The sequence below is a fragment of the Thalassobacter sp. HA4-2 genome, from assembly GCF_055693705.1.
In genome coordinates this window covers 2,579,764-2,605,813 of record NZ_JBVFUK010000001.1, presented here as the reverse complement: position 1 = coordinate 2,605,813, position 26,050 = coordinate 2,579,764, and the positions used below count along the sequence as shown (strand labels likewise).

24 protein-coding genes and 4 pseudogenes are annotated in these 26,050 nt (G+C 63.5%); 19 read left to right on the top strand and 9 right to left on the bottom strand.

Features of this window, described 5'->3' with window-relative positions; translation table 11 throughout:
* The first annotated feature begins 237 nt into the window (after window positions 1–237).
* The 6 genes from ACZ1G0_RS13120 (at window position 238) to ACZ1G0_RS13095 (ending at window position 5,509) form a co-directional block, all read left to right on the top strand.
* Window positions 238–798: a F0F1 ATP synthase subunit delta gene (locus tag ACZ1G0_RS13120; protein ID WP_472737344.1), complete on the top strand. Its 561-nt coding sequence runs from the start codon at window positions 238–240 to the stop codon at window positions 796–798.
* Window positions 798–2,339 carry a F0F1 ATP synthase subunit alpha gene (gene atpA / locus ACZ1G0_RS13115; protein WP_472737343.1) on the top strand — a complete coding sequence of 514 codons (1,542 nt, stop codon included), beginning with the start codon at window positions 798–800 and terminating at the stop codon, window positions 2,337–2,339. Before ACZ1G0_RS13120 ends, atpA begins: the two co-directional genes overlap by 1 nt.
* Before the next feature lie 12 nt (window positions 2,340–2,351).
* Window positions 2,352–3,221: a F0F1 ATP synthase subunit gamma gene (locus tag ACZ1G0_RS13110; protein WP_472737342.1), complete on the top strand. Its 870-nt coding sequence runs from the start codon at window positions 2,352–2,354 to the stop codon at window positions 3,219–3,221.
* Between the two features lie 17 nt (window positions 3,222–3,238).
* Complete coding sequence (atpD, locus tag ACZ1G0_RS13105) at window positions 3,239–4,681, top strand: F0F1 ATP synthase subunit beta (protein ID WP_472737341.1); 1,443 nt, start codon at window positions 3,239–3,241, stop codon at window positions 4,679–4,681.
* Window positions 4,659–5,039 carry a F0F1 ATP synthase subunit epsilon gene (locus ACZ1G0_RS13100; protein ID WP_472737340.1) on the top strand — a complete coding sequence of 127 codons (381 nt, stop codon included), beginning with the start codon at window positions 4,659–4,661 and terminating at the stop codon, window positions 5,037–5,039. The genes atpD and ACZ1G0_RS13100 overlap by 23 nt, the downstream gene beginning before the upstream one ends.
* A gap of 122 nt (window positions 5,040–5,161) precedes the next feature.
* Window positions 5,162–5,509: an H-type lectin domain-containing protein gene (locus ACZ1G0_RS13095; protein ID WP_472737339.1), complete on the top strand. Its 348-nt coding sequence runs from the start codon at window positions 5,162–5,164 to the stop codon at window positions 5,507–5,509.
* Here ACZ1G0_RS13095 and ACZ1G0_RS13090 read toward each other — a convergent pair.
* Window positions 5,506–6,534, bottom strand: coding sequence for a ribose-phosphate pyrophosphokinase (locus tag ACZ1G0_RS13090; protein ID WP_472737338.1), 1,029 nt, complete (start codon window positions 6,532–6,534; stop codon window positions 5,506–5,508). The genes ACZ1G0_RS13095 and ACZ1G0_RS13090 overlap by 4 nt on opposite strands.
* A gap of 102 nt (window positions 6,535–6,636) precedes the next feature.
* On the opposite strand from ACZ1G0_RS13090, the pseudogene ACZ1G0_RS13085 reads away from it, so the two are divergent.
* A pseudogene (locus tag ACZ1G0_RS13085) lies at window positions 6,637–7,232 on the top strand (DsbA family protein).
* 2 nt (window positions 7,233–7,234) lie between these two features.
* Entirely contained in the window at window positions 7,235–7,978 is a 744-nt protein-coding gene (locus ACZ1G0_RS13080; RefSeq protein WP_472737337.1) for an alpha/beta fold hydrolase, read from the top strand.
* Here the strand turns inward: ACZ1G0_RS13080 and ACZ1G0_RS13075 are convergent.
* Entirely contained in the window at window positions 7,963–9,006 is a 1,044-nt protein-coding gene (locus ACZ1G0_RS13075) for a threonine aldolase family protein (protein WP_472737336.1), read from the bottom strand. The two genes, ACZ1G0_RS13080 and ACZ1G0_RS13075, sit on opposite strands and share 16 nt — an antisense overlap.
* A 163-nt stretch (window positions 9,007–9,169) precedes the next feature.
* On the opposite strand from ACZ1G0_RS13075, the gene ACZ1G0_RS13070 reads away from it, so the two are divergent.
* Complete coding sequence (locus ACZ1G0_RS13070) at window positions 9,170–9,646, top strand: hypothetical protein (protein ID WP_472737335.1); 477 nt, start codon at window positions 9,170–9,172, stop codon at window positions 9,644–9,646.
* Here the strand turns inward: ACZ1G0_RS13070 and ACZ1G0_RS13065 are convergent.
* From ACZ1G0_RS13065 to ACZ1G0_RS13050, 4 genes and pseudogenes are all read right to left on the bottom strand, one after another.
* Window positions 9,643–10,098 (bottom strand): YcgN family cysteine cluster protein, encoded by a 456-nt coding sequence (locus tag ACZ1G0_RS13065; protein ID WP_472737334.1) that lies wholly within the window; start codon window positions 10,096–10,098, stop codon window positions 9,643–9,645. The two genes, ACZ1G0_RS13070 and ACZ1G0_RS13065, sit on opposite strands and share 4 nt — an antisense overlap.
* Window positions 10,098–11,024, bottom strand: coding sequence for a bifunctional riboflavin kinase/FAD synthetase (locus ACZ1G0_RS13060; RefSeq protein WP_472737333.1), 927 nt, complete (start codon window positions 11,022–11,024; stop codon window positions 10,098–10,100). The genes ACZ1G0_RS13065 and ACZ1G0_RS13060 overlap by 1 nt, the downstream gene beginning before the upstream one ends.
* A gap of 36 nt (window positions 11,025–11,060) precedes the next feature.
* Window positions 11,061–11,504 (bottom strand): MaoC family dehydratase, encoded by a 444-nt coding sequence (locus tag ACZ1G0_RS13055; protein WP_472737332.1) that lies wholly within the window; start codon window positions 11,502–11,504, stop codon window positions 11,061–11,063.
* Window positions 11,505–11,607: 103 nt separating this feature from the next.
* Window positions 11,608–12,484, bottom strand: a pseudogene (locus tag ACZ1G0_RS13050) (TIGR01459 family HAD-type hydrolase).
* 99 nt (window positions 12,485–12,583) lie between these two features.
* Here ACZ1G0_RS13050 and ACZ1G0_RS13045 point away from each other — a divergent pair.
* From ACZ1G0_RS13045 to ACZ1G0_RS13035, 3 genes and pseudogenes are all read left to right on the top strand, one after another.
* Complete coding sequence (locus ACZ1G0_RS13045) at window positions 12,584–14,206, top strand: ATP-binding protein (RefSeq protein WP_472737331.1); 1,623 nt, start codon at window positions 12,584–12,586, stop codon at window positions 14,204–14,206.
* A gap of 11 nt (window positions 14,207–14,217) precedes the next feature.
* Window positions 14,218–14,961, top strand: a complete 744-nt coding sequence (locus ACZ1G0_RS13040; RefSeq protein WP_472737330.1) for a 5-oxoprolinase subunit B family protein — start codon at window positions 14,218–14,220, stop codon at window positions 14,959–14,961.
* A pseudogene (locus tag ACZ1G0_RS13035) lies at window positions 14,958–15,946 on the top strand (5-oxoprolinase subunit C family protein). Before ACZ1G0_RS13040 ends, ACZ1G0_RS13035 begins: the two are co-directional and overlap by 4 nt.
* Window positions 15,947–15,953: 7 nt before the next feature.
* Here the strand turns inward: ACZ1G0_RS13035 and ACZ1G0_RS13030 are convergent.
* The gene (locus ACZ1G0_RS13030; RefSeq protein ID WP_472737329.1) at window positions 15,954–16,871 is read right to left on the bottom strand and encodes a manganese-dependent inorganic pyrophosphatase; all 918 of its coding nucleotides are present in this window, start codon (window positions 16,869–16,871) and stop codon (window positions 15,954–15,956) included.
* 173 nt (window positions 16,872–17,044) lie between these two features.
* On the opposite strand from ACZ1G0_RS13030, the gene ACZ1G0_RS13025 reads away from it, so the two are divergent.
* Complete coding sequence (locus tag ACZ1G0_RS13025; RefSeq protein ID WP_472737328.1) at window positions 17,045–17,581, top strand: TRAP transporter small permease; 537 nt, start codon at window positions 17,045–17,047, stop codon at window positions 17,579–17,581.
* A pseudogene (locus ACZ1G0_RS13020) lies at window positions 17,578–19,073 on the top strand (TRAP transporter large permease). The gene ACZ1G0_RS13025 and the pseudogene ACZ1G0_RS13020 overlap by 4 nt, the downstream one beginning before the upstream one ends.
* Here ACZ1G0_RS13020 and ACZ1G0_RS13015 read toward each other — a convergent pair.
* Both ACZ1G0_RS13015 and ACZ1G0_RS13010 read right to left on the bottom strand, forming a co-directional pair.
* Window positions 19,074–19,841 (bottom strand): SseB family protein, encoded by a 768-nt coding sequence (locus ACZ1G0_RS13015; protein ID WP_472737327.1) that lies wholly within the window; start codon window positions 19,839–19,841, stop codon window positions 19,074–19,076.
* The gene (locus ACZ1G0_RS13010; protein WP_472737326.1) at window positions 19,838–20,413 is read right to left on the bottom strand and encodes a uracil-DNA glycosylase family protein; all 576 of its coding nucleotides are present in this window, start codon (window positions 20,411–20,413) and stop codon (window positions 19,838–19,840) included. Before ACZ1G0_RS13010 ends, ACZ1G0_RS13015 begins: the two co-directional genes overlap by 4 nt.
* Window positions 20,414–20,620: 207 nt before the next feature.
* On the opposite strand from ACZ1G0_RS13010, the gene ACZ1G0_RS13005 reads away from it, so the two are divergent.
* From ACZ1G0_RS13005 to ACZ1G0_RS12985, 5 genes are all read left to right on the top strand, one after another.
* Window positions 20,621–21,919, top strand: coding sequence for a Na+/H+ antiporter NhaA (locus tag ACZ1G0_RS13005; protein WP_472737819.1), 1,299 nt, complete (start codon window positions 20,621–20,623; stop codon window positions 21,917–21,919).
* Between the two features lie 198 nt (window positions 21,920–22,117).
* Window positions 22,118–22,777, top strand: coding sequence for an ABC transporter ATP-binding protein (locus tag ACZ1G0_RS13000; protein WP_472737325.1), 660 nt, complete (start codon window positions 22,118–22,120; stop codon window positions 22,775–22,777).
* A complete protein-coding gene (locus ACZ1G0_RS12995; RefSeq protein WP_472737324.1) occupies window positions 22,755–23,348 on the top strand; it encodes a hypothetical protein in 594 nt (197 codons plus the stop codon). Before ACZ1G0_RS13000 ends, ACZ1G0_RS12995 begins: the two co-directional genes overlap by 23 nt.
* Window positions 23,345–24,484 (top strand): KpsE/RkpR family capsule polysaccharide export protein, encoded by a 1,140-nt coding sequence (locus tag ACZ1G0_RS12990; protein WP_472737323.1) that lies wholly within the window; start codon window positions 23,345–23,347, stop codon window positions 24,482–24,484. Before ACZ1G0_RS12995 ends, ACZ1G0_RS12990 begins: the two co-directional genes overlap by 4 nt.
* A 70-nt stretch (window positions 24,485–24,554) precedes the next feature.
* Entirely contained in the window at window positions 24,555–26,045 is a 1,491-nt protein-coding gene (locus tag ACZ1G0_RS12985) for a phosphomannomutase/phosphoglucomutase (protein ID WP_472737322.1), read from the top strand.
* The last annotated feature ends 5 nt before the right edge of the window (window positions 26,046–26,050 follow it).

Sequence of the window (26,050 nt, the reverse complement as noted above, 5' to 3'; positions counted from 1 at the left end):
GATTCGTGCGGCCCCCTGTGGACCCACCTTGTGGGGGCGCAAAATGTCGCATTTTACCATTTGGTTAAGAATTCCCCATGATTGGGGCCTGATCCCTCTATTTGGCGCTGTCTCCGCCTGTTGCAGCATTGGAAACCGTCTGTTAGAGCAAGCGCGATTTGAGGAATCCGGGCCACTTGGCGCGGGTCGCAACAATGGGTGCGCAACCGCGCGTCCGAAACTATCGAAAGGGTGGACGTGTCCGAACCAGCTTCGATCTCCATGGGCATCGCGGATCGCTATGCACGCGCGGTGTTTGATCTCGCCGCACAGGGCAAGGATATGCCCGCACTTGAAAAGGATGTTGCAGCACTTGAAGAGGCTTTGGCCGGGTCAGAAGACCTGCGCACGCTTCTCAGCTCGCCCATCTACAGCCGCGATGAACAGGCCGCTGGCGTGTCCGCCGTGGCCAAGAAAATGAAATTGTCCGCGACGGTGTCCAATACCCTGTCGCTGATGGCATCCAAGCGTCGCCTGTTCGTGGTGCCGCAGATGCTGGCTGCCCTGAACGCCATGATTGCCGAGGCCAAGGGTGAAGTCGCTGCTGACGTGGTCGCCGCCAAGGCCCTGACCAAGGCGCAGCAGGACAAACTGGCCAAGACGCTGTCCGCGTCGGTCGGCAAAGACGTTAAACTGAATGTGACCGTTGATGAAAGCCTCATCGGCGGTCTTATTGTTAAAGTGGGTTCGCGAATGATCGACACGTCGGTCAAGGCGCGCCTGAACGCTCTCCAAAACACCATGAAAGAGGTCGGATAATGGGTATCCAAGCAGCCGAAATTTCTGCGATCCTCAAGGACCAGATTAAGAACTTTGGTCAAGAGGCCGAAGTGGCCGAGGTTGGCCGTGTGCTTTCCGTCGGTGACGGTATCGCGCGCGTCTACGGTTTGGACAACGTCCAAGCCGGTGAGATGGTCGAATTCCCCGGTGGTATCCGCGGGATGGCCCTGAACCTCGAAGCTGACAACGTCGGCGTCGTGATCTTCGGGTCCGACCGGGACATCAAGGAAGGCGACACCGTCAAGCGCACCAAGTCCATCGTGGACGTGCCCGCTGGCCCCGAACTGCTGGGTCGTGTCGTGGACGGTCTGGGCAACCCGCTGGACGGCAAGGGCCCCATCAAAGCGACCGAGCGCCGCGTGGCCGACGTCAAAGCCCCGGGCATCATCCCCCGCAAATCCGTGCACGAGCCTATGGCGACCGGCCTGAAATCCGTGGACGCGATGATCCCCGTTGGCCGTGGTCAGCGCGAATTGATCATTGGCGACCGTCAGACCGGTAAGACGGCCGTGGCCCTTGACGCCATCCTGAACCAGAAATCCTACAACGAGGCCGCTGGCGACGACGAAAGCAAGAAGCTGTACTGTGTCTACGTTGCTGTTGGCCAAAAGCGGTCCACCGTTGCGCAGCTGGTGAAGCGTCTGGAAGAATCCGGTGCGATTGAATACTCGATCGTCGTGGCCGCAACTGCGTCCGACCCCGCCCCCATGCAGTTCCTGGCACCCTACGCCGCGACCGCCATGGCCGAATACTTCCGCGACAACGGCAAGCACGCCCTGATCATCTATGATGACCTGTCCAAACAGGCTGTGTCCTATCGTCAGATGTCCCTGCTGCTGCGCCGCCCACCCGGGCGCGAAGCCTACCCAGGTGACGTGTTCTACCTCCACTCGCGCCTGTTGGAGCGTTCGGCCAAGCTGAACGAGGACTACGGTTCCGGCTCGCTCACCGCGCTGCCCATCATCGAAACCCAAGGGGGCGACGTGTCCGCGTTTATCCCCACGAACGTGATTTCGATCACCGACGGTCAGATCTTCCTGGAAACAGAACTGTTCTACCAGGGTATCCGTCCGGCCGTGAACACCGGTCTGTCGGTGTCCCGTGTGGGCTCCTCCGCCCAAACGGACGCCATGTCGTCTGTGGCTGGCCCTGTGAAACTGTCGCTGGCCCAGTACCGCGAGATGGCGGCCTTTGCCCAGTTCGGGTCCGATCTGGACGCCGCCACGCAGCAGCTGCTGAACCGGGGTGCCCGCCTGACCGAGCTGATGAAGCAAGCCCAGTATTCGCCCCTGACCAACGCGGAAATCGTCTGCGTGATCTTCGCGGGGACGAACGGTTACCTCGACAAGATCGCGGTGTCCGATGTGGGTCGCTGGGAACAGGGTCTGCTGTCCCATCTGCGCGGCAAGAACGCCGACTTCCTGAACTGGATCGAAACCGAAGATCCCAAGTTCAAGAAGGGCGAGCCTGTCGAAAAGATGAAAGCTGTCCTCGACGACTACGCAGCTTCGTTCGCTTAAGGTCACGCAGATATGCCCAACCTTAAGGACCTCAAAAATCGGATCGAGAGTGTCAAAAGCACTCGGAAGATCACGAAAGCGATGCAGATGGTCGCGGCGGCTAAACTCCGCCGCGCCCAGGATGCTGCCGAGGCCGCCCGTCCCTACACAGACCGCTTCAACGCCGTAATGGGCGGTTTGGCGGCAGGGATGGCCGGTTCCAGCAGTGCGCCCAAGCTGCTGTCGGGGACGGGTTCCGATCAAGTCCACCTTCTGGTGGTCATGACGGCGGAACGCGGACTGTGCGGTGGTTTCAACACCAACATCGCCAAGCTGGCCAAGACCCACGCAAGCGACTTGGTGGCCAAGGGCAAGACGGTGAAAATCCTGACTGTCGGCAAAAAAGGCCGCGAGCAGCTGAAGCGCGATTTCGGTCAGTATCTGGTGGGTCACATCGATCTGTCAGACGTCAAACGGATCGGCTACGGCAACGCTCAGGACATCGCGCGCGATGTGCTGGGTCGTTTTGACGGTGGTGAATTCGACGTGGCGACGGTCTTCTATTCGAAGTTCCAGTCGGTCATTTCGCAAATCCCCACCGCGCTGCAGGTCATTCCTTTCGCGGCCCCCGAGGGGGCCGAGGCAGATGCGCTTTACGACTACGAGCCATCTGAGGAAGCGATCCTGGCCGACCTGTTGCCACGGGGCGTCGCAACCGCGATCTTCTCTGGCTTGTTGGAAAACGCCGCCTCGGAGCAGGGCGCGCGGATGTCCGCCATGGACAACGCGACCCGCAACGCAGGCGACATGATCGACAACCTGACCATCGAGTTCAACCGCTCCCGTCAGGCCGTCATCACCAACGAGCTTATCGAAATCATTTCGGGCGCTGAAGCGCTCTAACCAAGGATACGGAACACATGGCACAAGGTAAGATCACCCAAGTCATCGGCGCCGTTGTAGACGTGCAGTTCGATGGCGACCTGCCCGAGATTCTCAACGCGCTTGAAACCGACAATAACGGCAAGAAACTGGTCCTCGAAGTGGCCCAGCACCTTGGCGAAAACACCGTCCGCGCCATTGCGATGGATGCGACCGAAGGTCTGGTGCGCGGCCAAGCCGTCAGCAACACCGGCGGTCAGATTTCTGTCCCCGTGGGGACAGCGACCCTGGGTCGGATCATGAACGTCACCGGCGAGCCCGTTGACGAAAAAGGCCCCGTGAACGCAACACAGACGCGCCCCATCCACGGCGACGCGCCTGCGTTCGAGGACCAGTCCACCGCGACCGAGATCTTGGAAACAGGCATCAAGGTCATCGACCTGCTGGCCCCTTATACCAAGGGTGGTAAAATTGGTCTGTTCGGCGGTGCCGGCGTGGGCAAAACCGTTCTGATCATGGAACTGATCAACAACATCGCCAAAGTGCACTCGGGCCTGTCCGTGTTCGCGGGCGTGGGTGAACGGACCCGTGAAGGCAACGACCTGTACTACGAGATGATCGAATCCGGCGTTATCGTTCCCGATAACCTTGAGGAATCGAAAATCGCGCTGGTTTACGGTCAGATGAACGAGCCTCCGGGTGCGCGTATGCGGATCGCCCTGTCGGGTCTGACCCTGGCCGAGCAGTTCCGCGACGAATCCGGTTCGGACGTTCTGTTCTTCGTGGACAACATCTTCCGCTTCACGCAGGCCGGTTCCGAGGTGTCCGCGCTTCTGGGTCGTATCCCCTCTGCTGTGGGCTACCAGCCAACGCTGGCCACGGACATGGGCGCCATGCAGGAACGGATTGCATCGACCAAATCCGGCTCGATCACCTCTGTGCAGGCCGTCTACGTGCCTGCCGATGACCTTACCGACCCCGCACCTGCAACATCGTTTGCCCACTTGGACGCGACGACCGTTCTGGACCGCTCGATCTCGGAAAAAGGCATCTACCCGGCTGTGGACCCACTGGGTTCCACATCCCGTCTGCTGGATCCGCAGATCATCGGTGAAGAGCACTACAAGGTCGCAACGGACGTCCAGCAGGTTCTGCAACGCTACAAGTCGCTGCAAGACATCATCGCCATCCTCGGCATGGACGAACTGTCGGAAGAAGACAAAATGACCGTGGCCCGCGCCCGTAAGTTGGAACGATTCCTGTCGCAGCCCTTCGACGTGGCAAAAGTCTTCACCGGCGCGGACGGCAAGCAGGTTCCACTGGCCGACACGATTTCGTCGTTCAAGGCAGTTGTGGCCGGTGAATACGATCACCTGCCCGAAGGTGCCTTTTACATGGTGGGTGGCATCGACGAAGTGATCGCCAAGGCCGAAAAATGGCAGCTGAGGCGGCCTGATCATGGCAACCTCTCTCCAATTTGACCTTGTGTCCCCGGAGCGCAAACTCGCGTCTCTGGAGGCCACGGAGGTGCAGATCCCCGGTGCTGACGGTGACCTGACGGCCATGGCCGATCATGCCGCCACCATCACCACCCTGCGCCCCGGTATCCTGCGGGTCGTCACGGGGTCCGGTACGGAAGAATACGTCGTGACCGGTGGTTTCGCTGAAATCACCGCCACCGCGACCTCCGTGCTGGCAGAACAGGCCATGCCTGTGTCTGAAGTGACCGCCGACATCATCGACAAACTGGTGGCCGACGTTCAGGCTACCGGGGACAGCGATGACATCGCCAAGACCGTGTCGGACATGCAGGCCGTGAAAGCCGCCTTGGGCGTCTAAATCGGACGGACAGACATCAAAGGCCCCGGAGCATCCCTCCGGGGCCTTTTGTTTGCGTAAGGGGTCTGGTCAGGGGGGCTATGCCTGATACAACGGGTCATGTACTCTTAGACAGGCCCCCCATGCGTCGCTTGCACAACCATCTGATCGGGATCGACCAAGGGTCGAACGTGCTGTTTTCGGATTTCGAAGACGGTGGACAGATGTGGACCGGCCAAGGCCCACGCGAGGCTCGGACCCGTGTGACGTTTTCCGATAGGTTCAAGACGCGGCCCGTCGTGCACGCCACGCTGGCCATGTTCGACATGGATCAAAAGACCAACCAACGGGCGGACCTGACGGTCGAGAACATCACCCTCGACGGCTTTGAGCTGGTGTTCCGCACATGGGGCGACACCCGGGTTGCCCGAGTCCGCGCAGATTGGACGGCCATAGGCGAGCTGCGCGATCCAGACGATTGGGACGTCTAAAGCTCGTACATGCCCTTGGGGTACAGCGGTTCGTAGATCGGTTCCAGGGTGGCGGTGTCGAACAGGGACGACACAGAGGTGCCGGACCAGATATTCAGGATGGACTGGGCGAACATGGGGGCCGTGGGCACCACCCGGATATTGGCGCAGTCTTTTACAGGCTGGGTCGGCGCGATCGAATCCGTGATCACCAGCGACTTCATCACCGAGTTGGTGATCCGTTCGACCGCCGGGCCAGACAGAACACCGTGTGTGATGTAGCTGTGGACCTCTGTCGCGCCATTCTCGATCAACACCTCTGCCGCTTTGCAAAGGGTGCCAGCGGTGTCGCAGATGTCGTCCACGATGATACACTTCTTGCCCTCGACGTTGCCGATCACCGTCATCTCGGCGATCTCGCCGGGCTTCTCGCGGCGCTTGTCCACGATGGACAGGGGGGCCTTGATCCGCTGGGCCAATTCGCGCGCACGCGCCACGCCGCCTACGTCGGGCGACACGATCATCACATCTGACATATCCCCATCAAACTGGTGCAGGATATCCAGCGCAAAAATCGGCGAGGCATAGAGGTTGTCCACGGGGATATCGAAGAACCCCTGAATCTGGGCCGCGTGCAGATCCATGGTCAAGACCCGCTCGATCCCCGATTGCACGACCATATCTGCAACCAGCTTGGCCGAAATGGGTGTGCGGGCCTTGGTGCGGCGATCCTGACGGGCATAGCCGAAGTAGGGGATCACGGCCGTGATCCGGCTGGCCGAGGAGCGTTTGAGCGCATCCGCGATAATCAACAGCTCCATCAGGTTGTCGTTGGCCGGGTTCGATGTGGGCTGGATGATGAACATATCCTCGCCGCGCACGTTTTCATAAACCTCGACAAAGATCTCACCGTCGTTGAACCGTTCCACCCGGGCATCGACCAGACCCAGGGACATGCCCCTGTGCATGGACATGCGTTTGGCGATGGCCTCTCCCAAGGGTTTGTTCGCGTTGCCGGAAATAAGCTTGGGGTCGAGGTTGGGCATGGAGCAGGGCCTTTTAACTACGGTGCGACTCAAGGGGCAGGTCGCCGTTGACACCGCCTAGCATGGGCCTAACGTCTGGCCAACCACGCCTTGGAGGACCAAATGGCACATATCGACTACTTCTTTGCGACGCTTTCCCCCTATACCTACCTCGCCGGCACACGGTTGGAGGAGATCGCAGCGCGCAACGGGGCCACGATCACCTACAAGCCCTGCGATGTGATTGCCTTGTTTGGGCGCACGGGCGGCCAGCCCCCAAGGACCGCCATCCAAGTCGGCAAGAGATGCGCCTGCAGGAATTGCGCCGTCAGTCCAAGAAGCTGGGCCTGCCCCTGAACCTGAAACCCGCCCATTGGCCTACCAACATGGCGCCCTCGTCCTATGCGCTGATTGCGGCCCAAAAGGCGGGCGGTGGTGATCTGGGCGGGCTGGTCCACAGTCTGACCCGCGCGGTGTGGGCCGAAGAAAAAGACATCGCCCAAGACGACGTGATCCGTGCGGCGCTGACGGCCAACGGCTTTGACCCCGCGCTGGCGGATGCGGACATGCTGTCGGGGGCCGAAGAATACGCCGCCAACCTGGAAGAGGCCGCGTCGCGCGGGGTCTTTGGCGCGCCGTTCTACATCGTTGGCGAAGAGAAGTTCTGGGGCCAAGACCGTCTCGAGGATCTGGACCTGCACCTGCAAGGCAAGCTCTGACCATGGTGCCCCTCGTTGCGGTGCATGGCGCGCTTGGTCAGGCAGAGGCGCTGCGCGGTCTGACCCGCGCCTTGCGCCGCGACGCGGTTCTGCCGGGCTTGCCCGGGCACCCCGGTGGGGTGGCTTGGGACGGGGATCGCGATTACCACGACCAAGCGACGGAAGCTGTCTTGGCGCGTCTGCCGGATCAGCCCGTCGATCTGTTCGGCCATTCCTTGGGCGGCACAATTGCGCTGCGCATTGCTGTCGAACATCCGAACAGGGTGCGCCGCTTGGTCCTGTTTGAACCGGTGGCCTTTGCCGCCGCTCCGGTCGAGGCGCGGACGACGCATTTCGAAACGGATATGAAGGCCTTTGCGGCCTACTATGCCGGGGGCGAACAGGAACGGGCGGCCCGTGCGTTCAACCGGTATTGGGGCACCGGCGCGCCGTGGGATGCGCTGCCCACCCCTGTGCGCCGCGCCATTACCCGGTTGATCCCAGTGGTCCCGGCCACGCAGCCCGCAATCGTCGAGGATGCCCCGGGGATCATCGCGCGGCTGTCGTCCTGCACCGTTCCGACCTTGATCCTGACGTCCCAAGACGCCCCGGACATCGTCGGCGCGATCGTCACCGGGCTGGCTGACAGGCTGCCCGATGCGACGACCGGTCACGTGTCTGGCAACGGTCGCCACATGATGCCTGTGGTTGATCCGGGTGCGGTGGCCCCAAGTGTCGCCGCCTTTCTGGATCAGGCCGCCGCGTAAAGCGCCAGCAACCCATCCACATCGGCGTCGGTCTTGGACCAGTCGCAGACAAGGCGACATTGGACCATCTGGTCGGGGTCGCCCTCGATCTCTCCGTCCGTCAGGTAATACTGCGCCCCACCCGCAAAGGCCGCCGCGTGCAGGCGGCGGGGCAGGTGGGCAAAGATCATGTTCGCCTCGGGCGTCCATGTGAAGGTGCCGAAGGCCTGCAGACCTCGGGCCAACCGTTGGGCGTTTGCATTGGCCGTCCGCGCGGTCTCCAGCCACAGATCGTCCCTGAGGTAGGCCAGCATTTGCGCCGATAGGAACCGGTGCTTGGACCACAGGTGGCCTGCGCGCTTGCGGCGCAACGCGACCTCCCATGCGTGATCGGGGTTTGCGATCACCACGGCCTCTAGGCCCATGCAGCCATTCTTGGTCGCCCCGAAGCTGATCATGTCAAACCCGCGCGCAAGGTCCGCCGCGCTGCACCCAAGGGCGGCGCAAGCGTTGGCAAAGCGGGCCCCGTCAAGGTGCGTGGCCAGTCCCAGATCCCGGGCGGTGTCCTGGATGGCCCGGATTTCACCCAGGGTATAGACCGTGCCCACCTCGGTCACGTTGGTCAGGGACAGGGCCGTGGGCTGCACCACATGCACCACCCCGCGCGGTCCCTCGGCGTAGCGGGCGCGTATGGCGTCTGGCGTCATCTTGCCGTTATCGCCCGGCACCAGCGCCAGCTTGGCCCCGCCCGAAAAGAACTCCGGCGCGCCACATTCATCCATTTCGATATGGGCGGTCTGGTGGCACAGCACGGCCCCCCAAGGCGGGGTCAGGGTTGCAAGGGCCAGCGCGTTCGCGGTTGTGCCATTGGCCACCAGCGCCACCTCCGCATGTGGCAGGTCCAGCAGGGCACGCAGGGCGTCGCGCACGGGGGTGGCAAATGCGTCCGCGCCGTAGGGCAGGGCGCTGCCCGTGTTGGCGTCGATCATGGCCTGCATCACCTGTGGGGTGACGGGGCCGACGTTGTCCGAGGCAAAGTTCAGGTCCATGGACCCCTCCAATCATGGTGCGGTATTTGGGCCACATTCACACCACAAAAGGGCCAAAGACCAGTCCCCCTGCGGCCCTGCGTGTCCAGTGTGCCCCATTTTCGCCTCATTCCGCCGCCACACCTTTGGGCAAAACACGACAACAAAAGATGAGGCGGATCTGATGGACAATGGTTTTGAAAGCGTGCAGGGGCGGGCCCTGTGGCCTGTGGGTCTTGTCTGGGCCGTGACGCTGGGCAGTTTGGTTGCCTTGGCGTGGCAAAGCCCGGCCCATGCGAACGAGGCCCTGCGCCTTGATCAATTCACCAACATTGAACCTGTGTCCCTGTCGCCCGAAGAGGTCACGGCCAGCGCGCCGGCGGCGGCCAGGTCCCCGCGCCCTCAGCAGCGCACCCTGACAGCGGCACAGATCATCGCGCCCGAGGACACCTACGACCTGTGGCCCAACAGCACCCTTGTGTCCATGTACGACAGCCACTGGCAGACCCTGCAAGCCAAGGCGGGCAAGGACGACCGCAAGATCGAACTGCGCATGGGCGCGATTTGGGAAGTGTTGTTGCAGCGCGGCGCGACCGCCTCGGTCAGCGGGCCGGAAATGGCCCGCGTCAGTGCCTTCATCACCGAGGCCAGCGTCCACTAATCCGGGGTATCACCTGTCGGCTCGTCGATCAGGTGATCCTCCCACTCCTCCTCCGGGACTTCGAATTCGGGTAGGGTCCAGCCGCGCACGGACACCCCTGCGCGGTGCACGCTTTCGGGATCGCCCGTCAACAGGGGGTGCCAGTCGGGCAGGCTCTTGCCCTCGTACAGACGGCGGTAGGCGCAGGTGGTGGGCATGAAATAGGCCACATCCGGCAGGGTCTTGGGCGTCAGCACCACACACTCCGGCACGAACTGCTTGCGGATGTCGTATTGGGCACAGCGGCAGGTGGCGTCGTCCAACAGGCGGCAGGCGATCTTGGTAAAGGCAACCTCGCCCGTATCCTCGTCCTCCAGCTTGTTGAGACAGCATTTGCCGCAACCGTCGCACAACGCCTCCCACTCGGCGCTGGTCAACTTGGCAAGCGGCAGGGTCCAAAAGTCCTGCCGCATCACAGGGCGCTCAGGATCGTGCGGGCGCGGGCGCAGTCGGCGTCCATCTGGGTGATCAGCCCGTCCAACCCGTCAAACGTCATCTCGGGGCGCAGGAAATCCACCAGCGCGACCGAGACTTGCGCGCCATAAAGATCGCCTGTGAAATCAAACACAAAGGTTTCAAGGTTCGGAACCGCGCCGCCAAACATGGGCCGCACCCCCAGCGAGGCCGCCCCGTGATAGCTGCCCACATGGGGACCGGTTAGGATGTCCACCAGAACCGCGTAGACCCCAAGGCGGGGCAGGTGCAGGCCCGACAGGTCCATGTTGGCGGTGGGATAGCCCAGCTCGCGCCCACGCTTCTCGCCGTGCACGATGGGCCCTTCGATCCGGTGCCAGTGGCCCAGCATGGCGGCGGCATCCCGGGGACGTCCGTCGGCCAATGCCGCGCGGATATTGGTCGAGGAGACGGCCCCGCCCGCACCTTGCAAAATCTCGGCCACGGTCACGTCGAACCCCATGTCCGCACCAAAGGCGCGTAGGGCGGCAACGTCCCCGCTGCGCCCCTTGCCGAAACAGAAATCCGCCCCGACCACCACGTGGGATAGTCCAAGGCCATCTGCGATGACCTTTTGGGCAAAGTCCCGGGCGGGCAGGGTGGCCAGCGCGGTGTTGAAATTCAGCTCGAACAGTTTTTCGACGCCCAGCTTGCCAAGGCGCGTGGCCCGGGCCGCAGCGCTCATCAACCGAAAGGGCGGGGCATCCGGTTGGAACATCTCGCGCGGGTGCGGCTCAAAGGTCATGACGCCCAAGGGGGCATCCCCCCGGCGGGCCAGATCCAACACCCGCTGGTGCCCCAGATGCACACCGTCAAAGTTCCCAATGGCAACAGAGGCGCCACGGTGTTCCGGTGCTACGAATTCAAAGTCGCGGATAATATCCATGGGGCTGACCTAGCGGGCCAAGCCCAGCCGCGCAACCTAGTCGAACTTGCGCGACGGCGCCAAAACGACCGCTTCGCCCTTGAGAACCTTTTTGCCGCCGATCTCGCACCACGTCTCCATGGTCACGCGACGCTTGGCGATGTCCATATCCGTGACCTCGACCACGGCTTGCACCAGATCGCCGGGGCGGACGGGGGCCAGGAATTTCAACGTCTGCCCCATGTAGACCGTGCCATGCCCGGGCAATTGTTCGCCAATCACCGCCGAGATCAGGCCAGCGGTCAGCATCCCGTGGGCGATGCGTCCTTCGAAAATCGTGTCGCGGGCGTAGTCGTCGTCAAGGTGGACCGGGTTATGGTCGGTCGACACTTCGGCAAACATCTCGATATCCTTGTCCGTGATCACCTTGGTCAGGGACCGGGACATCCCGATTTCGATATCTTCGATGCAGATTGTGCCGCGGGGCTGATTGTCGAGCATGGCTGATCCTCCTGCGGTTCTGATAGCCGAGAATCATCCATGCTGCAATGCAGAAGTAATTATGAGACGAATTTGACGCACGTGTGGCAATATTATTGCGCGCCTACCTCAGGAAGCCAATGCTGTACCGAGGGCTCAGTTGCTGCTGCGCAAGGTAGCTGTCCAGCAGCGCGGGGTCAGGTTGCCCGGCCTCGGGCGTGCCGGTTTCCGAGGCGGCCAAGCCGCCGGTGATGAACAGGGTATCCAAATCCTCGCCCACGCCGCCCGCCACATCCGTGGCTGGGCCGTCCCCGATGGCGAGGATCTCGCGGTCGAGACACCTCTGCGATCTGCGCCAGACGGCGACGCGCAAGGTCATAAATCGGCGGGTGCGGCTTGCCGAAATACAGGCTTTCGCCGCCCATTTCGGTGTACAATTGTGCCAGCGCCCCGGCGCACCATTCCCGACTGTCGCCCCGGTCCACAATCACGTCCGGGTTGGCACACAGCAGTTTCAGCCCCCGTGTCTTGGCCGCCAGAAACTGGGGCCGCATGACCGCCGGGTCCGCAAGGCTGTCGAAGGGGCCGGTGCATACGATGCCGTCGGCCTCGTCCAGCGGGACGCGGGTGATGTCGACTGGGTTCTCGACCACGGACAAGGGTTCAAAGAACCCGCCCTCGTGGGGCTGCCCGATGTGCCAGACCTTGGAACCGACAACGCCCCGAAACATCGCAGACCGCGCGCTGTCCCCGGACGTGGCGATGGTGTCCCACGTATCCTCGGGCACGCCAATCTCGGCCAGTTGGGCCGCAACACCGGCGCGGGGGCGGGGGGAATTTGTCACCAACACCACGATCCCGCCCTTTGCCCGGTAGGCGCGCAAGGCCGCGACCGCCGCAGGAAAGGGGGTCAACCCGTTGTGCACGCATCCCCACAGGTCCACGAACATCGCCCGGTATTGATCCGATATCTCTGCCAAGTTGGTGATCACGTGCGTCATGGTGCGGCCTCTTTTTCGTCTTTGTGCCCAAAACACGCGGGCCATTCATGTTTCGTTAACCTAAAGTGATCCTAAGATGCAGTACGATTGTGGGGACGCATGCATTATTTAGAGAAAGAATTGACGGAACGCTTTCAGCGCGATTCCGAGCTGTTTGAGTTTTTGCGTGCAGCCTCGCTGGACGGGATCTGGTTCTGGGATCTCGAAAAGCCCGATGAAGAGTGGATGAGCGCGGAGTTCTGGCGCTTGTTCGGCTATGATCCGGCCGAGATGCCCCACAAGGCGGCGGCGTGGCAGGACATCATCAATCCCGATGACCTCGAAACCTCGCTTGAAAACTTCAACAAGCACCTGGCCGATCCAGACCACCCCTATGACCAGATCGTGCGCTACCGTCACAGGGTGTCCGGTGAATGGATCACCGTGCGCTGTCGCGGCCTTGCGATTCGGGATGAGACCGGCAAACCGGTCCGCATGTTGGGCGCCCACACCGACCTGACAGAACTGAGCCAAGCCGAGGCGACCCTGCGCACGACAGTTGCCGATCTGGTCCAGGCCCGCGAGGCCGCCGAGGCGGCGTTGCGCGCCAAGACGATCTTTTTGGAAACCATGAGCCACGAGATCCGGACCCCGATGAACGGCATCCTTGGGATGGCGCAGGCTTTGGAGCAATCGGACCTCCCCGCGCGAGAGCATGAGATGGTCACGGTCATCAACCGCTCTGCCAAGGCCCTGCTGACCCTTCTGAACGACATTCTGGACCTCAGCCGGATCGAGGCGGGCAAGATCTCCATGGAAATGGAAAGCCTTGTGCCCAGTGACGTGGTCAGTGACGCCGTGACGCTGTTTTCAGAGGTTGCTGCCGAAAAGGGTCTGGACCTGTTGATGACCAGTCAGGCCGAGGCGAGCCGCCCGGTCGTCGGCTCTGCCCGATCCATGCGGCAGGTGATAGCGAACCTTCTGGGCAACGCTGTCAAATTTGCCGACACCGGCGCGATCGAGGTGCGCACTGTCTATGACAAGGCCGAGGATGGTGACTTTCGTTACCTGCGGATATCCGTTATCGACCAAGGCCCCGGTATCCAAGATGCCGACAAAGCGCTGATTTTCCAGCGTTTTTCTCAAGGGCAGGCCTTGGGTCACGAAAAATCGCGCGGCACGGGGCTTGGCCTCGCCATCGCGCGCCAGCTATGCGAATTGCACGGCGGCAAGTTGGAAGTATCCGACACCCCCGGGGGCGGGGCCACCTTTACAGCCGTGTTCCAAGTGCGCCGCGCCGCCCGGGCGGACCTGATTGCGGCTGGGGCAGAGACGTCGGCCAACGCCCTCAACCACCCCCTGCGTTTGCTGATCGTCGAGGACAATGCCATGAACCGGCTGGTCCTGCGTGCCATGTTGGAAACGATGGATACACAGCTGACCTTTGCCAACGACGGGTTGGAGGCGTTGAACATCGCCCAGCAAAACACCTTTGACGCGGCCTTTGTCGACATCCGCATGCCCGTGATGTCCGGCACCGACTTCACCCGCAAGTTGCGCGCCTTCGAGACAGAGACGAGCGCGACCCCCCTGCATCTGATCGCGTGCAGTGCCAATGTCCTGCCCCATCAGGTGGAAGGGTATCTAGAGGTTGGATTTAACCAACACCTGCCCAAACCGGTGACCCTTGATGCGCTGCGCGCTGCCATGGCGAAAATCCCTCATGGGGCCAGCGCGGGGTAGGGGGCACCACGATGCAGTTTCCGCGCATCACACCCCTTGGACTGACGGGATTGGTCATTCAGTTTGCGGACAAACTAGACCCAAACGCCAACCGCGCCGCCCTTGCCTTTGCCGCCGCCATGGGCGCAAGCCGCTGGCACGGGGTCGAGGAGGTGACGGTCACCCTCGCCTCTGCCGCCCTGCGTCTGGACCTGCGCCAGACCGATCACGCCACGGTCATCGCGCAGGTGCAGGCCCTGTTGGACGAACAGGACTGGTACGCTGCGCCGCCGCCCTCGGGTCGCAAACGCTGGACCATCCCGGCCAGTTTCGGGGGCGCCGATGGCCCCTATCTGGAACAGGTCGCGGGCTTGGTGGGCATGACCCCGGGCGGGGCGGTTGCCGCGCTCACCTCTCAGACGATCAGCGTGCAGGCCTTGGGCTTTGCCCCCGGGCAACCCTACCTTGGCCCGCTGACCCCCGAATGGGACATCCCGAGGCAGGAACAGTTGAACCCGCGCGTGCCCGCAGGCGCGTTGGTGGTGGCGATCCGGCAGGTTGTGCTGTTCACCAACGCCGCCCCCACAGGCTGGCGTCATATCGGGCGCATCGGGTTCAAGCTGTTTCGCCCAGATGCTGGCCCGGACGGGGCAGGGGACGCCTTTGTCCTGAACCCCGCCGACGAGGTCCGCTTTCGGGCCGTCTCCGCCGAGACCCTGCGCAGGTTGGAGGGCGAGGGACCAGACGCCGGGGCCACGGTCGAGGTGCTGGCATGAGGGCGGTGACCGTCCTGTCCGCAGGCCCGGCCATCACCGTGCAGGACTTCGGTCGTCCGGGTCTGATGTCCGTGGGCGTGTCCATCGGGGGGGCTGCCGACCGCGCGGCGCTGCACCGGATCGGCGCGTTGCTGGGCCAAGACCCGGGGTTGGCCGTGTTGGAATGTGCGGTCATGGGCGGCACCTTCCGGGCAGAAGAGGACATGCGTCTGGCCCTGACCGGTGCGCCCGCCCCGACCACTTTGGACGGCGAGGCGCTGGCGTGGGACACCAGCCATGCTTGGCCCAAGGGCGCAACCCTGTCCGTGGGGGCAAATTCTGGCGGCTATTCCTACATCGGTGCAGGCGGCGGGTTCGCAGTGCCCGAGACCCTTGGTGCGCGCAGTGCCCACCTGCGTGCCGGGTTCGGGGGGCTGGTCACCGCTGGCCAGACGCTGCCCGTCGGTCCCGAGGGTGGCGCGCAGACCCAAGTGACCTTGCCGCCACCGGCCCCGCTGCCTAGCCTGCGGGTGGTGCCCAGCCTGCACACGTCGCTTTTCTCCCCGGACCAATACCGCGCCTTGGAAACCACGACCTTTACCCGCTCCCCCGGTCGGACCGCACGGCCCTGCGGCTGGATGGCGGGGGCCCTGCGTTGACCGTGGCGGGGGCCTTGCAGGTGCTGTCCGACCTGACCCTGCCCGGCGACATCCAGATCACTGGCGATGGCACGCCGTTCATCATTCTGGGCGAGGGGCAGACCACCGCAGGCTATCCCCGTATCGCCCACGTCCTGCCCTGCGACATGAGCCAAGCGGTGCAAACGCCCATCGGCGCGCCGATGCGGTTCACCTTTGTCAGTCTGGAGGAAGGGGTGGCCGCTCACCGCGCGTGGCTGGACCAGTTGGACCGGCTGCCGGGACAGGTCGCCCCCGTCACCCGCACCCCGGACACCGCGCGCCTGCTGGGCGCGCAGTTGATTTCAGGCGTGACCGCCGGGGATTGAATGGCCCCTAAACGGCCAGATTCGGGATGATCTGTTTCTTGCGCGACATCACGCCGGGCAGAACAACCGTGTCCCCGGTGACCGTCGCGCCAAAGCTTTTCTCGGCCACGGTTTTCGTCAGGTCGTTGGGGATCAGCATGGTGGCCTCTTCGTTCAGGATATCCACCACGAACAGCAGCACCTGATCCACCCCATCCTCGGATGCCACGGCGGTCATGCTCTCCATGATCGAGGCTTTGCGGTCCAGCACAACATCTGGCGCCGTGGTTTCCAGCACGGACACGCGGAACTTGGTGCCTGCGACCTCGTATTCCTTGCTGTCCATGCGCAACAGCTCTGCGTCGGAAAATGCGCTGACGTCGGACTTGGCGGCGAACATCTCGGACGCGTAGGCGGCCATGTCGATGCCCAGATCACCGGCCAGACGGGTCGCCACGGCGCGGTCGTGGTCCGTGGTGGTCGGGCTGCGGAATTCCAGCGTGTCGGACAGGATGCAGGTAAGCATCGCGCCTTTGACGTTCTCGGGCGCGTCGTTCAAGGCATCGCCCATCAGGTCGGCCATGATCGTCGCGGTGCAGGCAAGCGGGCGGATGGTGATGTCGATCGGGCCCTTGGTCTCCAACCCGCCGACCAGCTTGTGGTGGTCGATGATCTGCTGCACGTCCGCCGCATTGATCGACGCGGGCAGTTCGGCGGGGTTGTTGGTGTCGACCACAACGCAAGGCTGGCCTTCGGCCACGTCCGCGATGATCTCTGGCATGTCAAAGCCCCAGCGGGTCAACATGAATGCCGCCTCGGTGTTCGGCTCCCCCAGCAGGACGGCCTTGGCGTCCACGCCCTGTGTGCCCAGATACCACGCCCAGGCAAGGGGCGATCCGGTGCTGTCGGTGTCGGGGGATTTGTGGCCAAAAACGAGGGTTGTCATTGCGCGGTCTCTCTTACGGAACAAAGGTGCGCCGCATGTAGCAGGGGCGCTGGCCCCTGTGAAGCCCGCGCGCTGCATAGCGGCATCCTGCCCCGGCCAATGGACAAAGGGCGGCGCGGCGTGGTTAAGGGGGCCATGTTTGCGCGGCTTTTGACACTTTCCAAGGCGATGGCGTGGGTGGGGGGCTTGTCCTGTCCGCCCTGATCGTGATGACCGTCGTGTCGATCCTGGGGCGGCTGGTGAACGATTGGCTGCACGCGGATGTGTTCGCGGGGGCGGCGTGGGCGCGCGCGCTGCTGGATCTGGGCATTGGCCCTGTGACGGGCGATTTCGAGCTGGTGGAGGTCGGCATGGCCTTTGTCATCTTTGCCTTCCTGCCGTGGTGCCAGATCACGGGCGGACATGCCTCCGTCGAGATCCTGACCGCGCGCTTGCCCGTCGGCGTGGCGCGGGCCCTGCAATGGCTGGCCGAGGTCGCCTTTGCCGCCGCCCTGATCCTGATCGCGGTGCAGCTGTGGGGCGGGCTGCAATCCAAATGGTCCTCGGGTCAGACGACGTTCCTGATCCAGTTCCCGGTCTGGCTGGCCTATGCCGCCGCGCTGGTGGGGGCCGTGCTGTCCGCCGTTGTGGCCATCGCCGTCGCGGTCCTGCGCACGGTCGAACTGGTCACAGGCACCCCGCGCATCCCCGCGCCCGAGGACACGCCATGAGTGATATCGCCATCGGGGTCGCCTCTTTCCCCGCGCTGCTGTTGCTGATTTTCCTGCGGGTGCCCATCGGGCTGGCCATGTTCCTGACCGGCCTGTTCGGCCTTGTGGCCGTGACCGGGGATTTCACGATCCCCCTGGCGCGGCTGAAGTCCGAGACGTTCACGACCTTCTCCAACTACTCCCTGTCCATCATCCCGATGTTCCTGCTGATGGGTCACTTTGCGACCCTGGGCGGCATGAGCCGGGCGTTGTTCAAAGCCGCCGAGGGCTTCCTTGGTCACCGCAAGGGCGGGGTGGCCATGGCCAGCGTCGGGGCCTGCGCGGGGTTTGGGGCCATTTGCGGATCGTCCCTGGCCACCGCCGCCACCATGTCCCGCGTGGCCCTGCCCGAGATGAAGCGTTACGGCTACGCGGGCGGCTTTTCCACCGCCACCCTTGCGGCAGGGGGCACACTGGGCATCCTGATCCCGCCCTCGGTCGTGCTGGTGATCTATGCCATCCTGACCGAACAAAACATCGCCAAGCTGTTCATCGCGGCCTTCATCCCCGGGCTGCTGGCGGCCTTGGGCTATGTCGTCGTGATCTCGATCTACGTGCGCCTGTACCCCGACGCCGCAGGCACCAAGCCCCGCGTGCCCATGGCAGACCGGCTGCGCGCGCTGGCCGCCGTGTGGCCGGTGCTGGTGGTCTTCGGCCTTGTGGTGGGCGGCATCTATGCAGGCTGGTTCACGCCCACCGAAGGGGCCGCCGTGGGGGCCTTTGGCACGGGTGTGATCGCATGGGCCCAAGGGGGCTGACCCGAGCCACACTGGGCGAGAGTTTTCTGGTCACGGCGCGATCCTCGGCGATGATCTTTTTCATCGTGCTGGGGGCGGCGTTCTACAACGGTTTTCTGGCCCTGACCCAAGTCCCGCAAGAGGTCGCGGCATGGGTCGGCGGTGCGGGCCTGTCGCCCATTGTGGTGCTGGTCCTGATCCTTGTGTTCTACCTGATCCTGGGCTGTTTCATGGACAGCCTGTCGATGATCCTGCTGACGATCCCGATCTTCTGGCCCATTGTGCAGGAACTCGATTTTACCTTCGTCACATTGGCCGAGTTGCATGCCGTCAAAGCCGCCGAAGCCTTGGCCAAGGGGGTCGAGCTGGCCCCCGATATGCTGGACAGTATCAACCAGACCCTCGCCCAAGGGGCCGAACTGACCCGCGACCAGATCCGCGCCCTGCGCCTGCGCGGCGCGTCGGGCGGGGCGCTGAACCGGGTGAACATGGAACTGGTCGCGATCTGGTTCGGAATTCTGGTGCTGATCGTGGTCGAGGTCGGCCTGATCACCCCGCCCGTGGGGATGAATCTGTTTATCATCAACGCCATGGACCGCGACACGCCCATGTCCGAGACCTACAAGGCGGTCCTGTTCTTTGTGGTCAGCGACCTGCTGCGCGTGGTGCTGTTGCTGGCCTTCCCGGTCATCACGCTGGCGCTGGTGCCTTGGTAGTCAGGTCAGGCGCGGGGGCTTGGCGGGGTCCATGCCGGGGTTTGCGCCGGGCTGGCTTGGGGCCTCTGCCTCGGGCAGATCGAACCGCAACCCGTGTTTGGCCAGCAGGGGCGTGATCGCGTCGGACGCGCGAAAGAACGCCACATCCAGACTGCCTGCCTCGATCCCCGAAAAGGTCAACGCCTCGCCCACGGCGCGGGCCAGGCTGGGTTCCGCTTCGGGCACCGCGTCGATGAAGCCCAACAGATGCCCGCGCCGTTTGCCCGGATAGGTCACGCCCACCAGATAAGCGGCCCGGGCGAAGCCTGCGGCCAGGGCCAGTTTCGTGTCCAGCGCGGTCAACAGCGCCTCGGGCAGGCCCACGGGGGGGCAGATTTCGTCCGGGGTGTCCTGTGCCTCGGACGGGGCGTGGGCCACGGTGTCTGCCAGCCACGCCATGGCCGCGGGGTCCAGCAGTTGCGAGGACGGCGCGACCTCCAGGTTCAGGCCCAGACCCAGACCCGCCCCCGCCAACATTCCGGCCAGCAGGCGCCCCGACATCGTGGCATAGGGCGCGGCGCCGGCGAATTCGGTCAACCGCTCTGCCGTGTCAAAGGCCAGCACAAAGGTGGTGCCTTCCACCGGAAACAGGCGCGGGGTGATCTGGTCGCCCTCGGCCTCGTCCTGCAGCAAGACGTACAACTCTGCCTCGGCCAGCCGTTCAAAGAACCGCAGGCGCGCGGCGTCGGAGGTGTCCATCGTCTGGGCGGCTGTATCGAGTGGTGTCATAGGACCTCGGCCAATGTGGCGCGCAGGTGGGGCAAAAGCTCCGCCTCGAACCAGGGGTTGCGTTTCAGCCAAGCGGTATTGCGCCACGACGGATGGGGCAAGGGGTAGAGGCGCGGGGCATGGTCGCGCCAGCCCGCGACCGTGTCCGTGACGGTCCGCGCGCCAAGGTGCCAGCGTTGCGCGGCCCCCCCGACCAACAGGGTGATCCGGGGGCGGCCAATCTCGGCCAGGGTCCGATCCCGCCACGTCCTTGCGCACAGGGTCGGGGGCGGCAGGTCGCTGCCCTTGGCGTCATAGCCCGGAAAGCAGAACGCCATGGGCGCGATGGCGACCCGGTCCGTGTCCCAAAAGGTCTCTTCGTCCATCTGCATCCAGTCCCGCAGGCGGCGGCCCGAGGGGTCATCAAAGGGCTTGCCGCTGGCGTGGGCCTTGGCCCCGGGGGCCTGACTGGCGATCAGGACCGGCGCGCCCGATGCGAACCACACGATGGGACGGGGCCGATGCCCCGTGGCCGTGGCCGCAAAGCGATCTGCACACAGAGTGCACGCACTGATCTGGGATTGGAGCGTCATTGCCCACAGGTAGCGCACCGTGCGCCACCGTCCAAAAGACGCGTGCGCGGCCGCCGCTGCAATAGATTTTTTCTATAAAATTGATAAACCCTGTGACCCGTCCGCGCAGGTATGCCGTGGTATATTGAGTTGACCACCGCCTTGCCCTACGCCGATTGCATAGCGACACCGCGCGCCTGCGCGCCAAGATGGGGGGCGAGAACGACCATGTATCGCGTCTGGGATTTTGTAATTAACTACTCGCTGCTGCTGATCGCGGGGGCGCTGATCGCGCTGACCTGGGCCAATCTGGACCAGCACAGCTATCACGTGATGGTGGAATATCCGCTGTGGTTCAACGACTGGATCGGGGCCAGCTATCATCACTGGGAACACGTCATGGGGGCGGATGCCGCGGCCTTTGGGCACCATGACACGGCCAAGGTCGTCACGTTCCACTATCTGATCAACGACATCCTGATGGCCTTCTTCTTTGCCATCGCCGCCAAAGAAGTCTGGGAGGCGGTGATCCTCAAGGAAGGATCCCTGCGCGGCAAAAAGGCCGCCACCCCCCTGTTCGCCACGGCCGGTGGGATGCTGGGACCGATCACGGTCTATCTGGCGCTGGCGTGGTTCATGGGGCCTGCGAAATTCGGCGAGGTCGCAAACGGTTGGGCCATTCCGACGGCGACGGACATCGCGTTTTCCTATCTTGTGGGGCGTCTGGTCTTTGGGGCGGCGCACCCGGCGGTGCGCTTCTTGCTGTTGCTGGCGATTGCCGATGATGCGGTGGGCCTGATCATTCTGGCGATCTTCTATCCGTCCAGCGATCTGGCACCGATCTGGTTGCTGCTGTCGCTGGGTTCGGCCATCGGGGTCTACGGCCTGTTCAACTGGCTGCCCCGTCGGATGGACCGTGGCAACCAAGCCCGGCCCAATTCCACATGGGTGCGCAGCAAGCTGTCGTATTGGCCGTACCTGTTCGCCGGTGTGCTGTCGTGGTTCGGCTTTGCCCAATCGGGGCTGCACCCGGCCCTTGGCCTGCTGCCCATCGTGCCGACACTGCCCCACGCAGACCGGGCGTTCGGTATCTTTGCCGAAGCCGAGACGCACCTGCACGACCTGTTGAACAAGGCCGAGCATATCCTGAAACACCCCGTCGAGATCATCCTGTTCTTCTTTGGCCTTCTGAACGCAGGCGTGGCCTTTGGATCCATCGCGGAACCGACATGGCTGGTCCTTGCGGGGCTGATGCTGGGCAAACCCATCGGGGTGCTGTTGTTCGGCGTCATCGGGGCCCATGTGTTCAAGCTGGGCCTGCCCGAGGGGATGCGCACGGTGGATCTGTTCGTGATCGGCTGCGTCGCGGCCATCGGGTTCACGGTGTCGCTGTTCGTGGCCTCGGTCGCCTTTGACCCGGGCCCTGTGCAGGACGCGGCGAAGATGGGGGCGCTGTTCTCCTTCGGGGCGGCAGCAATGTCGATCATCGCGGGCATCGTCACCCGGGTGGAAAAACGCCAGCACTGACAAACGGCGTCAAAGCGACTATATCAAGGGCGTCCCTCGGGTCGCCCTTTGTTATGGGGCCAAGGCAAGGGCAGTGCGGGCGCGATTGTTCCGGTTTCATCGACAGACTGACATAATGCCGCCGCATTGTTCTTTTAACAGTCAGAGGACCGGGCCGCGTCGGCCGGGCTTTTGTGTGGTACGGGTACGAGAATTCAGATGCTGGAATTTGACAACGTCTCAAAGTCCTTCTGGACAGGCAAGCAGCGCAAGATCATCCTTGATCAAGCTTCGTTTCGCGTAGAGGTGGGCAAATCCGTCGGCATCCTCGCCCCCAATGGCACAGGCAAAACCACGATCATCAACATGATGGCCGGGCTGGAAAAGCCCGACGAGGGCACGGTGACCCGCACCTGCCGCGTCTCTTTCCCGCTGGGCTTCATGGGTGGGGTGAACAACAAACACTCGGCCCGGGAAAACGCGCGCTACATCGGGCGGCTCTACGGTCTGGACCCCGATTATGTCGAGGCGTTCTGCCGCTGGCTGTGCGGGATCGAGGAATACTTCGACATGCCCGTGGGCACCTATTCGTCGGGCATGCGGGCGCGGTTCACGTTTTCGCTGTTGCTGGCGATGGAGTTCGACATCTATCTGATCGACGAGGGGATGCCCTCGACCACAGATGTGGATTTCAACCGCAAGGCCGGGTCCATCCTGAAGGATCGGCTGCAAAGCGCCACGGTCGTGATCGTATCCCATCAGGCGAAAACCCTGGAAAAATTCGCGAAATCTGCCGCCGTGCTGCGCGACGGCAAACTGTATCAATTCGATACACTAGAAGAGGCCAAGGCACTTTATGACTTCGAAACCCAAAGCTAGAAAGTTTCGCATCCGCAAGGACGCCGAGGCCGCTGCGGCCCCCAAAGCGCAGGCCTCGCGCGAAGAACAGATGTTTGCGAACGAGGATGACGACGGCTTCGGCGATACCGATTTCCGCAAGCCCGAGGACAAGCCAAAGGCGCAATCCAAGCCCGCAGGCCAGCCGCAAGGGCAGCCCCAAGGTCAAACCCAGGGGCAACCTATGGCCAAGATCCAACCCAAGCGCATTGCCGTGCCCGCGGACAAGAACCCCGCCGCCGCCGAGGCAGAGTTGGAGGCGATCCGCGCCGAGGGTCTGACCGGCCGCCAGTTGCGCATGGCCCGCCGCGTGGCCGGACGCCACGGCCTGACACCGGTGTCGGATTTCGACGCCGTGCGGATGCTGCGCGCCCAAGGGATCGACCCGTTCTCCCGCTCCAACATGTTGGAACTGGTGGCAGGCGGTGAAGCAAACGCCGGTGTGCCCGCCAAACAAGGGGAGCGTATGCCTGCCCAACAACAGGCTGCCCCCCGCCCGCAGCGCCGCAACCGCAAGAATACGACGAGGCGACCCGCGCCCGCGAGATCATGAAGGTCCAGCGCGATATCGCCCGCCGCCGCCGCCGCCGCGTGGCCCTTTTGTCGATCCGGCTGGCCTTTTTCGTGGGCCTGCCAACCCTTCTGTCCGCGATTTACTTCTACGTGATCGCCACGCCCATGTACGCCACCAAGTCCGAATTCATCATTCAGCAGGCCGATGGCGGGGCCTCGGCGGGGGCCGGGGGCATCGGGTCGTTGTTCCAAGGGTCGTCCCTAGCGACGCAGCAGGACTCAATCTCGGTACAATCCTACCTGTTGTCCCGCGATGCCCTGCGCAGGCTGGACGCGGACCTTGGGTTCCGGGCGCATTTTTCGCAGCCCCACATTGATGCCCTGAAACGTCTGGACCCCGATGCCAGCTTCGAGGCGATGTACAAGCTGTACCAAGACAAGGTCCTGATCGGCTATGACCCCACCGAGGGCCTGATCAAGATGGAGGTGATCGCCGCCGACCCCGAAACCAGCCAAGCCTTTGCCGAGGCGCTGACCGGGTTTGCCGAAGAACAGGTGGACCAGTTGACCGCCCGCCTGCGTGCAGACCAGATGCAAGGGGCCCTCGACAGCGCCGAAGAGGCGGAGCGTCGCATGGCCGAGGCCTCCAACCGCGTGGTCGAGTTGCAGGAAAAGGTGGGTGTTGTGTCCGCCGATGCGGAACTGAGCCAACGCATGGGCCAGATCAGCGCCATCGAGACAGAGCTGCGCGAACGCCGCCTGCGTCTGGAACAGCTGCTGTCCAACGCACGCCCGAACCAAGCCCAGGTGCAAAACGCCGAATCCATCATTGCCCAGCTGGAGGCCGAGATGGACAGCCTACGCTCCGGCCTGACCGAAAGCGGGACGGGCGCGGCCTCGCTGGCCCGCGTGTCGGCGGAACTTGGCGTGGCGCAGATTGATCTGCAAACCCGGCAGGCCCTGTTGCAACAGGCGGCCCAACAGCTGGAAACCGCCCGGATCGAGGCGAACCGGCAGGTGCGCTATCTGTCCACCTCCGTGCCCCCCGTGGCCCCGGACGAGGCGACCTATCCCCGGTCGTTCGAGAACACCGTTCTGGCGTTCATCATCTTTGCCGGGATTTACCTGATGCTGTCCCTGACCTCTGCCATTCTGCGCGAACAGGTCTCTGGCTAGGGCGCTGTGCTGCCCCCCCCCCGCGCGGGGGGCGGATGGTCCCTTGTGAACAACCCCTTCGGAGTGCCCGATGAAACCGATCCCTGATGTAACCCCGAACACCTGGTCGTTCCTGCGCGACGCCATGATCAAGCCCACGGGCTTTCGTGAATATGATGCCCGCTGGCGCTTTCCCGAGGAAATCAACCTACCCGGGATGCAGGCCCTTGGCCGCGGCCTTGGCACCCAGATGCACGAGGCCGGCATCGAACCCGTAATTGCCGTGGGCAACGATTACCGGGACTATTCCCTGTCGATCAAATATGCCCTGATGACCGGCTTGATGGAGGCGGGCATCCACGTCCGCGACATCGGTCCCGCCCTGTCCCCCATGGCCTATTTCGCCCAGTTCCATCTGGATGCGCCCGCCGTGGCCATGGTCACCGCCAGCCACAATCCAAACGGCTGGACCGGGGTCAAGATGGGTTTTGAACGCCCCCTGACCCATGGCCCCGACGAGATGTCCCGCCTGCGCGATATCGTCCTGAACGGCGAAGGCGTTGCCCGCCCCGGGGGGCGGTATGAATTCGTGGACGGCGTGCAAGAGGCCTATATCCAGGACCTTGTGGGAGATTTCAAAATGTCCCGCCCCCTAAAGGTCGTCGCGGCTTGCGGCAACGGCACCGCCGCCGCCTTCGCACCCGAGGTCCTGCGCCGCATCGGTGTCGAGGTGGTCGAAAGCCACTGCACCCCGGACTACACCTTCCCCCACTACAACCCCAATCCCGAAGCCATGGAGATGCTGCACGACATGGCCGACAGCGTGCGGTCGTCGGGCGCAGATTTGGCCTTGGGCTTTGACGGGGATGGCGATCGGTGCGGCGTGGTCGACAACGAGGGCGAAGAGATCTTTGCCGACAAGGTCGGGGTCATCATGGCCCGTGACCTGTCGCGCCTCTACCCCAACGCGACCTTTGTGGCGGATGTGAAATCCACGGGCATCTACGCCAGCGACCCGGTGCTGCGGGCCAATGGCGCCACCACGGATTACTGGAAAACTGGACACAGCCACATGAAGCGCCGGGTCCATGCCTTGGGCGCGCTGGCCGGGTTCGAGAAATCCGGCCACTACTTTCTGTCCGGCGACGTGGGCCGGGGCTACGACTGTGGGATGCGCGTCGCGGTTGAAATCTGCAAACTGCTGGACCGCAACCCGGACAAATCCATGTCCGACCTGCGCAACGAATTGCAGACCACCTACACCACGCCCACCCTGTCGCCCTTCTGCGCCGATCTGGAAAAATACGACACGCTGGAGCGGATCATCGCCCGGCTACAGGCCGCACGCGCGACCCTGACCCTGGGCGGGCAGAAAGTCACCGATATCGTGACGGTCAATGGCGCGCGGGTCATGCTGGAAAACGGCGGCTGGGCGCTGGTGCGGGCCTCCTCGAACACGCCCAACCTTGTGGTCGTCTGCGAAAGCCCCGAAAGCCCGGACCAGCTGCGCGCGATTTTCAACGACATCGACGCCGTGATCCGGGTGGAACCCAACGTAGGCGATTACGACCAGACGTTCTAAGGGGG

Excerpts from the sequence above, each read along its gene's own strand:
- atpA (WP_472737343.1), top strand. The coding sequence starts at position 798 with ATGGGTATCCAAGCAGCCGAAATTTCTGCGATCCTCAAGGACCAGATT.
- ACZ1G0_RS13110 (WP_472737342.1), top strand. The coding sequence starts at position 2,352 with ATGCCCAACCTTAAGGACCTCAAAAATCGGATCGAGAGTGTCAAAAGC.
- atpD (WP_472737341.1), top strand. The coding sequence starts at position 3,239 with ATGGCACAAGGTAAGATCACCCAAGTCATCGGCGCCGTTGTAGACGTG.
- ACZ1G0_RS13100 (WP_472737340.1), top strand. The coding sequence starts at position 4,659 with ATGGCAACCTCTCTCCAATTTGACCTTGTGTCCCCGGAGCGCAAACTC.
- ACZ1G0_RS13095 (WP_472737339.1), top strand. The coding sequence starts at position 5,162 with ATGCGTCGCTTGCACAACCATCTGATCGGGATCGACCAAGGGTCGAAC.
- ACZ1G0_RS13090 (WP_472737338.1), bottom strand. The coding sequence starts at position 6,534 with ATGCCCAACCTCGACCCCAAGCTTATTTCCGGCAACGCGAACAAACCC.
- ACZ1G0_RS13080 (WP_472737337.1), top strand. The coding sequence starts at position 7,235 with ATGGTGCCCCTCGTTGCGGTGCATGGCGCGCTTGGTCAGGCAGAGGCG.
- ACZ1G0_RS13075 (WP_472737336.1), bottom strand. The coding sequence starts at position 9,006 with ATGGACCTGAACTTTGCCTCGGACAACGTCGGCCCCGTCACCCCACAG.
- ACZ1G0_RS13070 (WP_472737335.1), top strand. The coding sequence starts at position 9,170 with ATGGACAATGGTTTTGAAAGCGTGCAGGGGCGGGCCCTGTGGCCTGTG.
- ACZ1G0_RS13065 (WP_472737334.1), bottom strand. The coding sequence starts at position 10,098 with ATGCGGCAGGACTTTTGGACCCTGCCGCTTGCCAAGTTGACCAGCGCC.
- ACZ1G0_RS13060 (WP_472737333.1), bottom strand. The coding sequence starts at position 11,024 with ATGGATATTATCCGCGACTTTGAATTCGTAGCACCGGAACACCGTGGC.
- ACZ1G0_RS13055 (WP_472737332.1), bottom strand. The coding sequence starts at position 11,504 with ATGCTCGACAATCAGCCCCGCGGCACAATCTGCATCGAAGATATCGAA.
- ACZ1G0_RS13045 (WP_472737331.1), top strand. The coding sequence starts at position 12,584 with ATGCATTATTTAGAGAAAGAATTGACGGAACGCTTTCAGCGCGATTCC.
- ACZ1G0_RS13040 (WP_472737330.1), top strand. The coding sequence starts at position 14,218 with ATGCAGTTTCCGCGCATCACACCCCTTGGACTGACGGGATTGGTCATT.
- ACZ1G0_RS13030 (WP_472737329.1), bottom strand. The coding sequence starts at position 16,871 with ATGACAACCCTCGTTTTTGGCCACAAATCCCCCGACACCGACAGCACC.
- ACZ1G0_RS13015 (WP_472737327.1), bottom strand. The coding sequence starts at position 19,841 with ATGACACCACTCGATACAGCCGCCCAGACGATGGACACCTCCGACGCC.
- ACZ1G0_RS13010 (WP_472737326.1), bottom strand. The coding sequence starts at position 20,413 with ATGACGCTCCAATCCCAGATCAGTGCGTGCACTCTGTGTGCAGATCGC.
- ACZ1G0_RS13005 (WP_472737819.1), top strand. The coding sequence starts at position 20,621 with ATGTATCGCGTCTGGGATTTTGTAATTAACTACTCGCTGCTGCTGATC.
- ACZ1G0_RS13000 (WP_472737325.1), top strand. The coding sequence starts at position 22,118 with ATGCTGGAATTTGACAACGTCTCAAAGTCCTTCTGGACAGGCAAGCAG.
- ACZ1G0_RS12995 (WP_472737324.1), top strand. The coding sequence starts at position 22,755 with ATGACTTCGAAACCCAAAGCTAGAAAGTTTCGCATCCGCAAGGACGCC.
- ACZ1G0_RS12990 (WP_472737323.1), top strand. The coding sequence starts at position 23,345 with ATGAAGGTCCAGCGCGATATCGCCCGCCGCCGCCGCCGCCGCGTGGCC.
- ACZ1G0_RS12985 (WP_472737322.1), top strand. The coding sequence starts at position 24,555 with ATGAAACCGATCCCTGATGTAACCCCGAACACCTGGTCGTTCCTGCGC.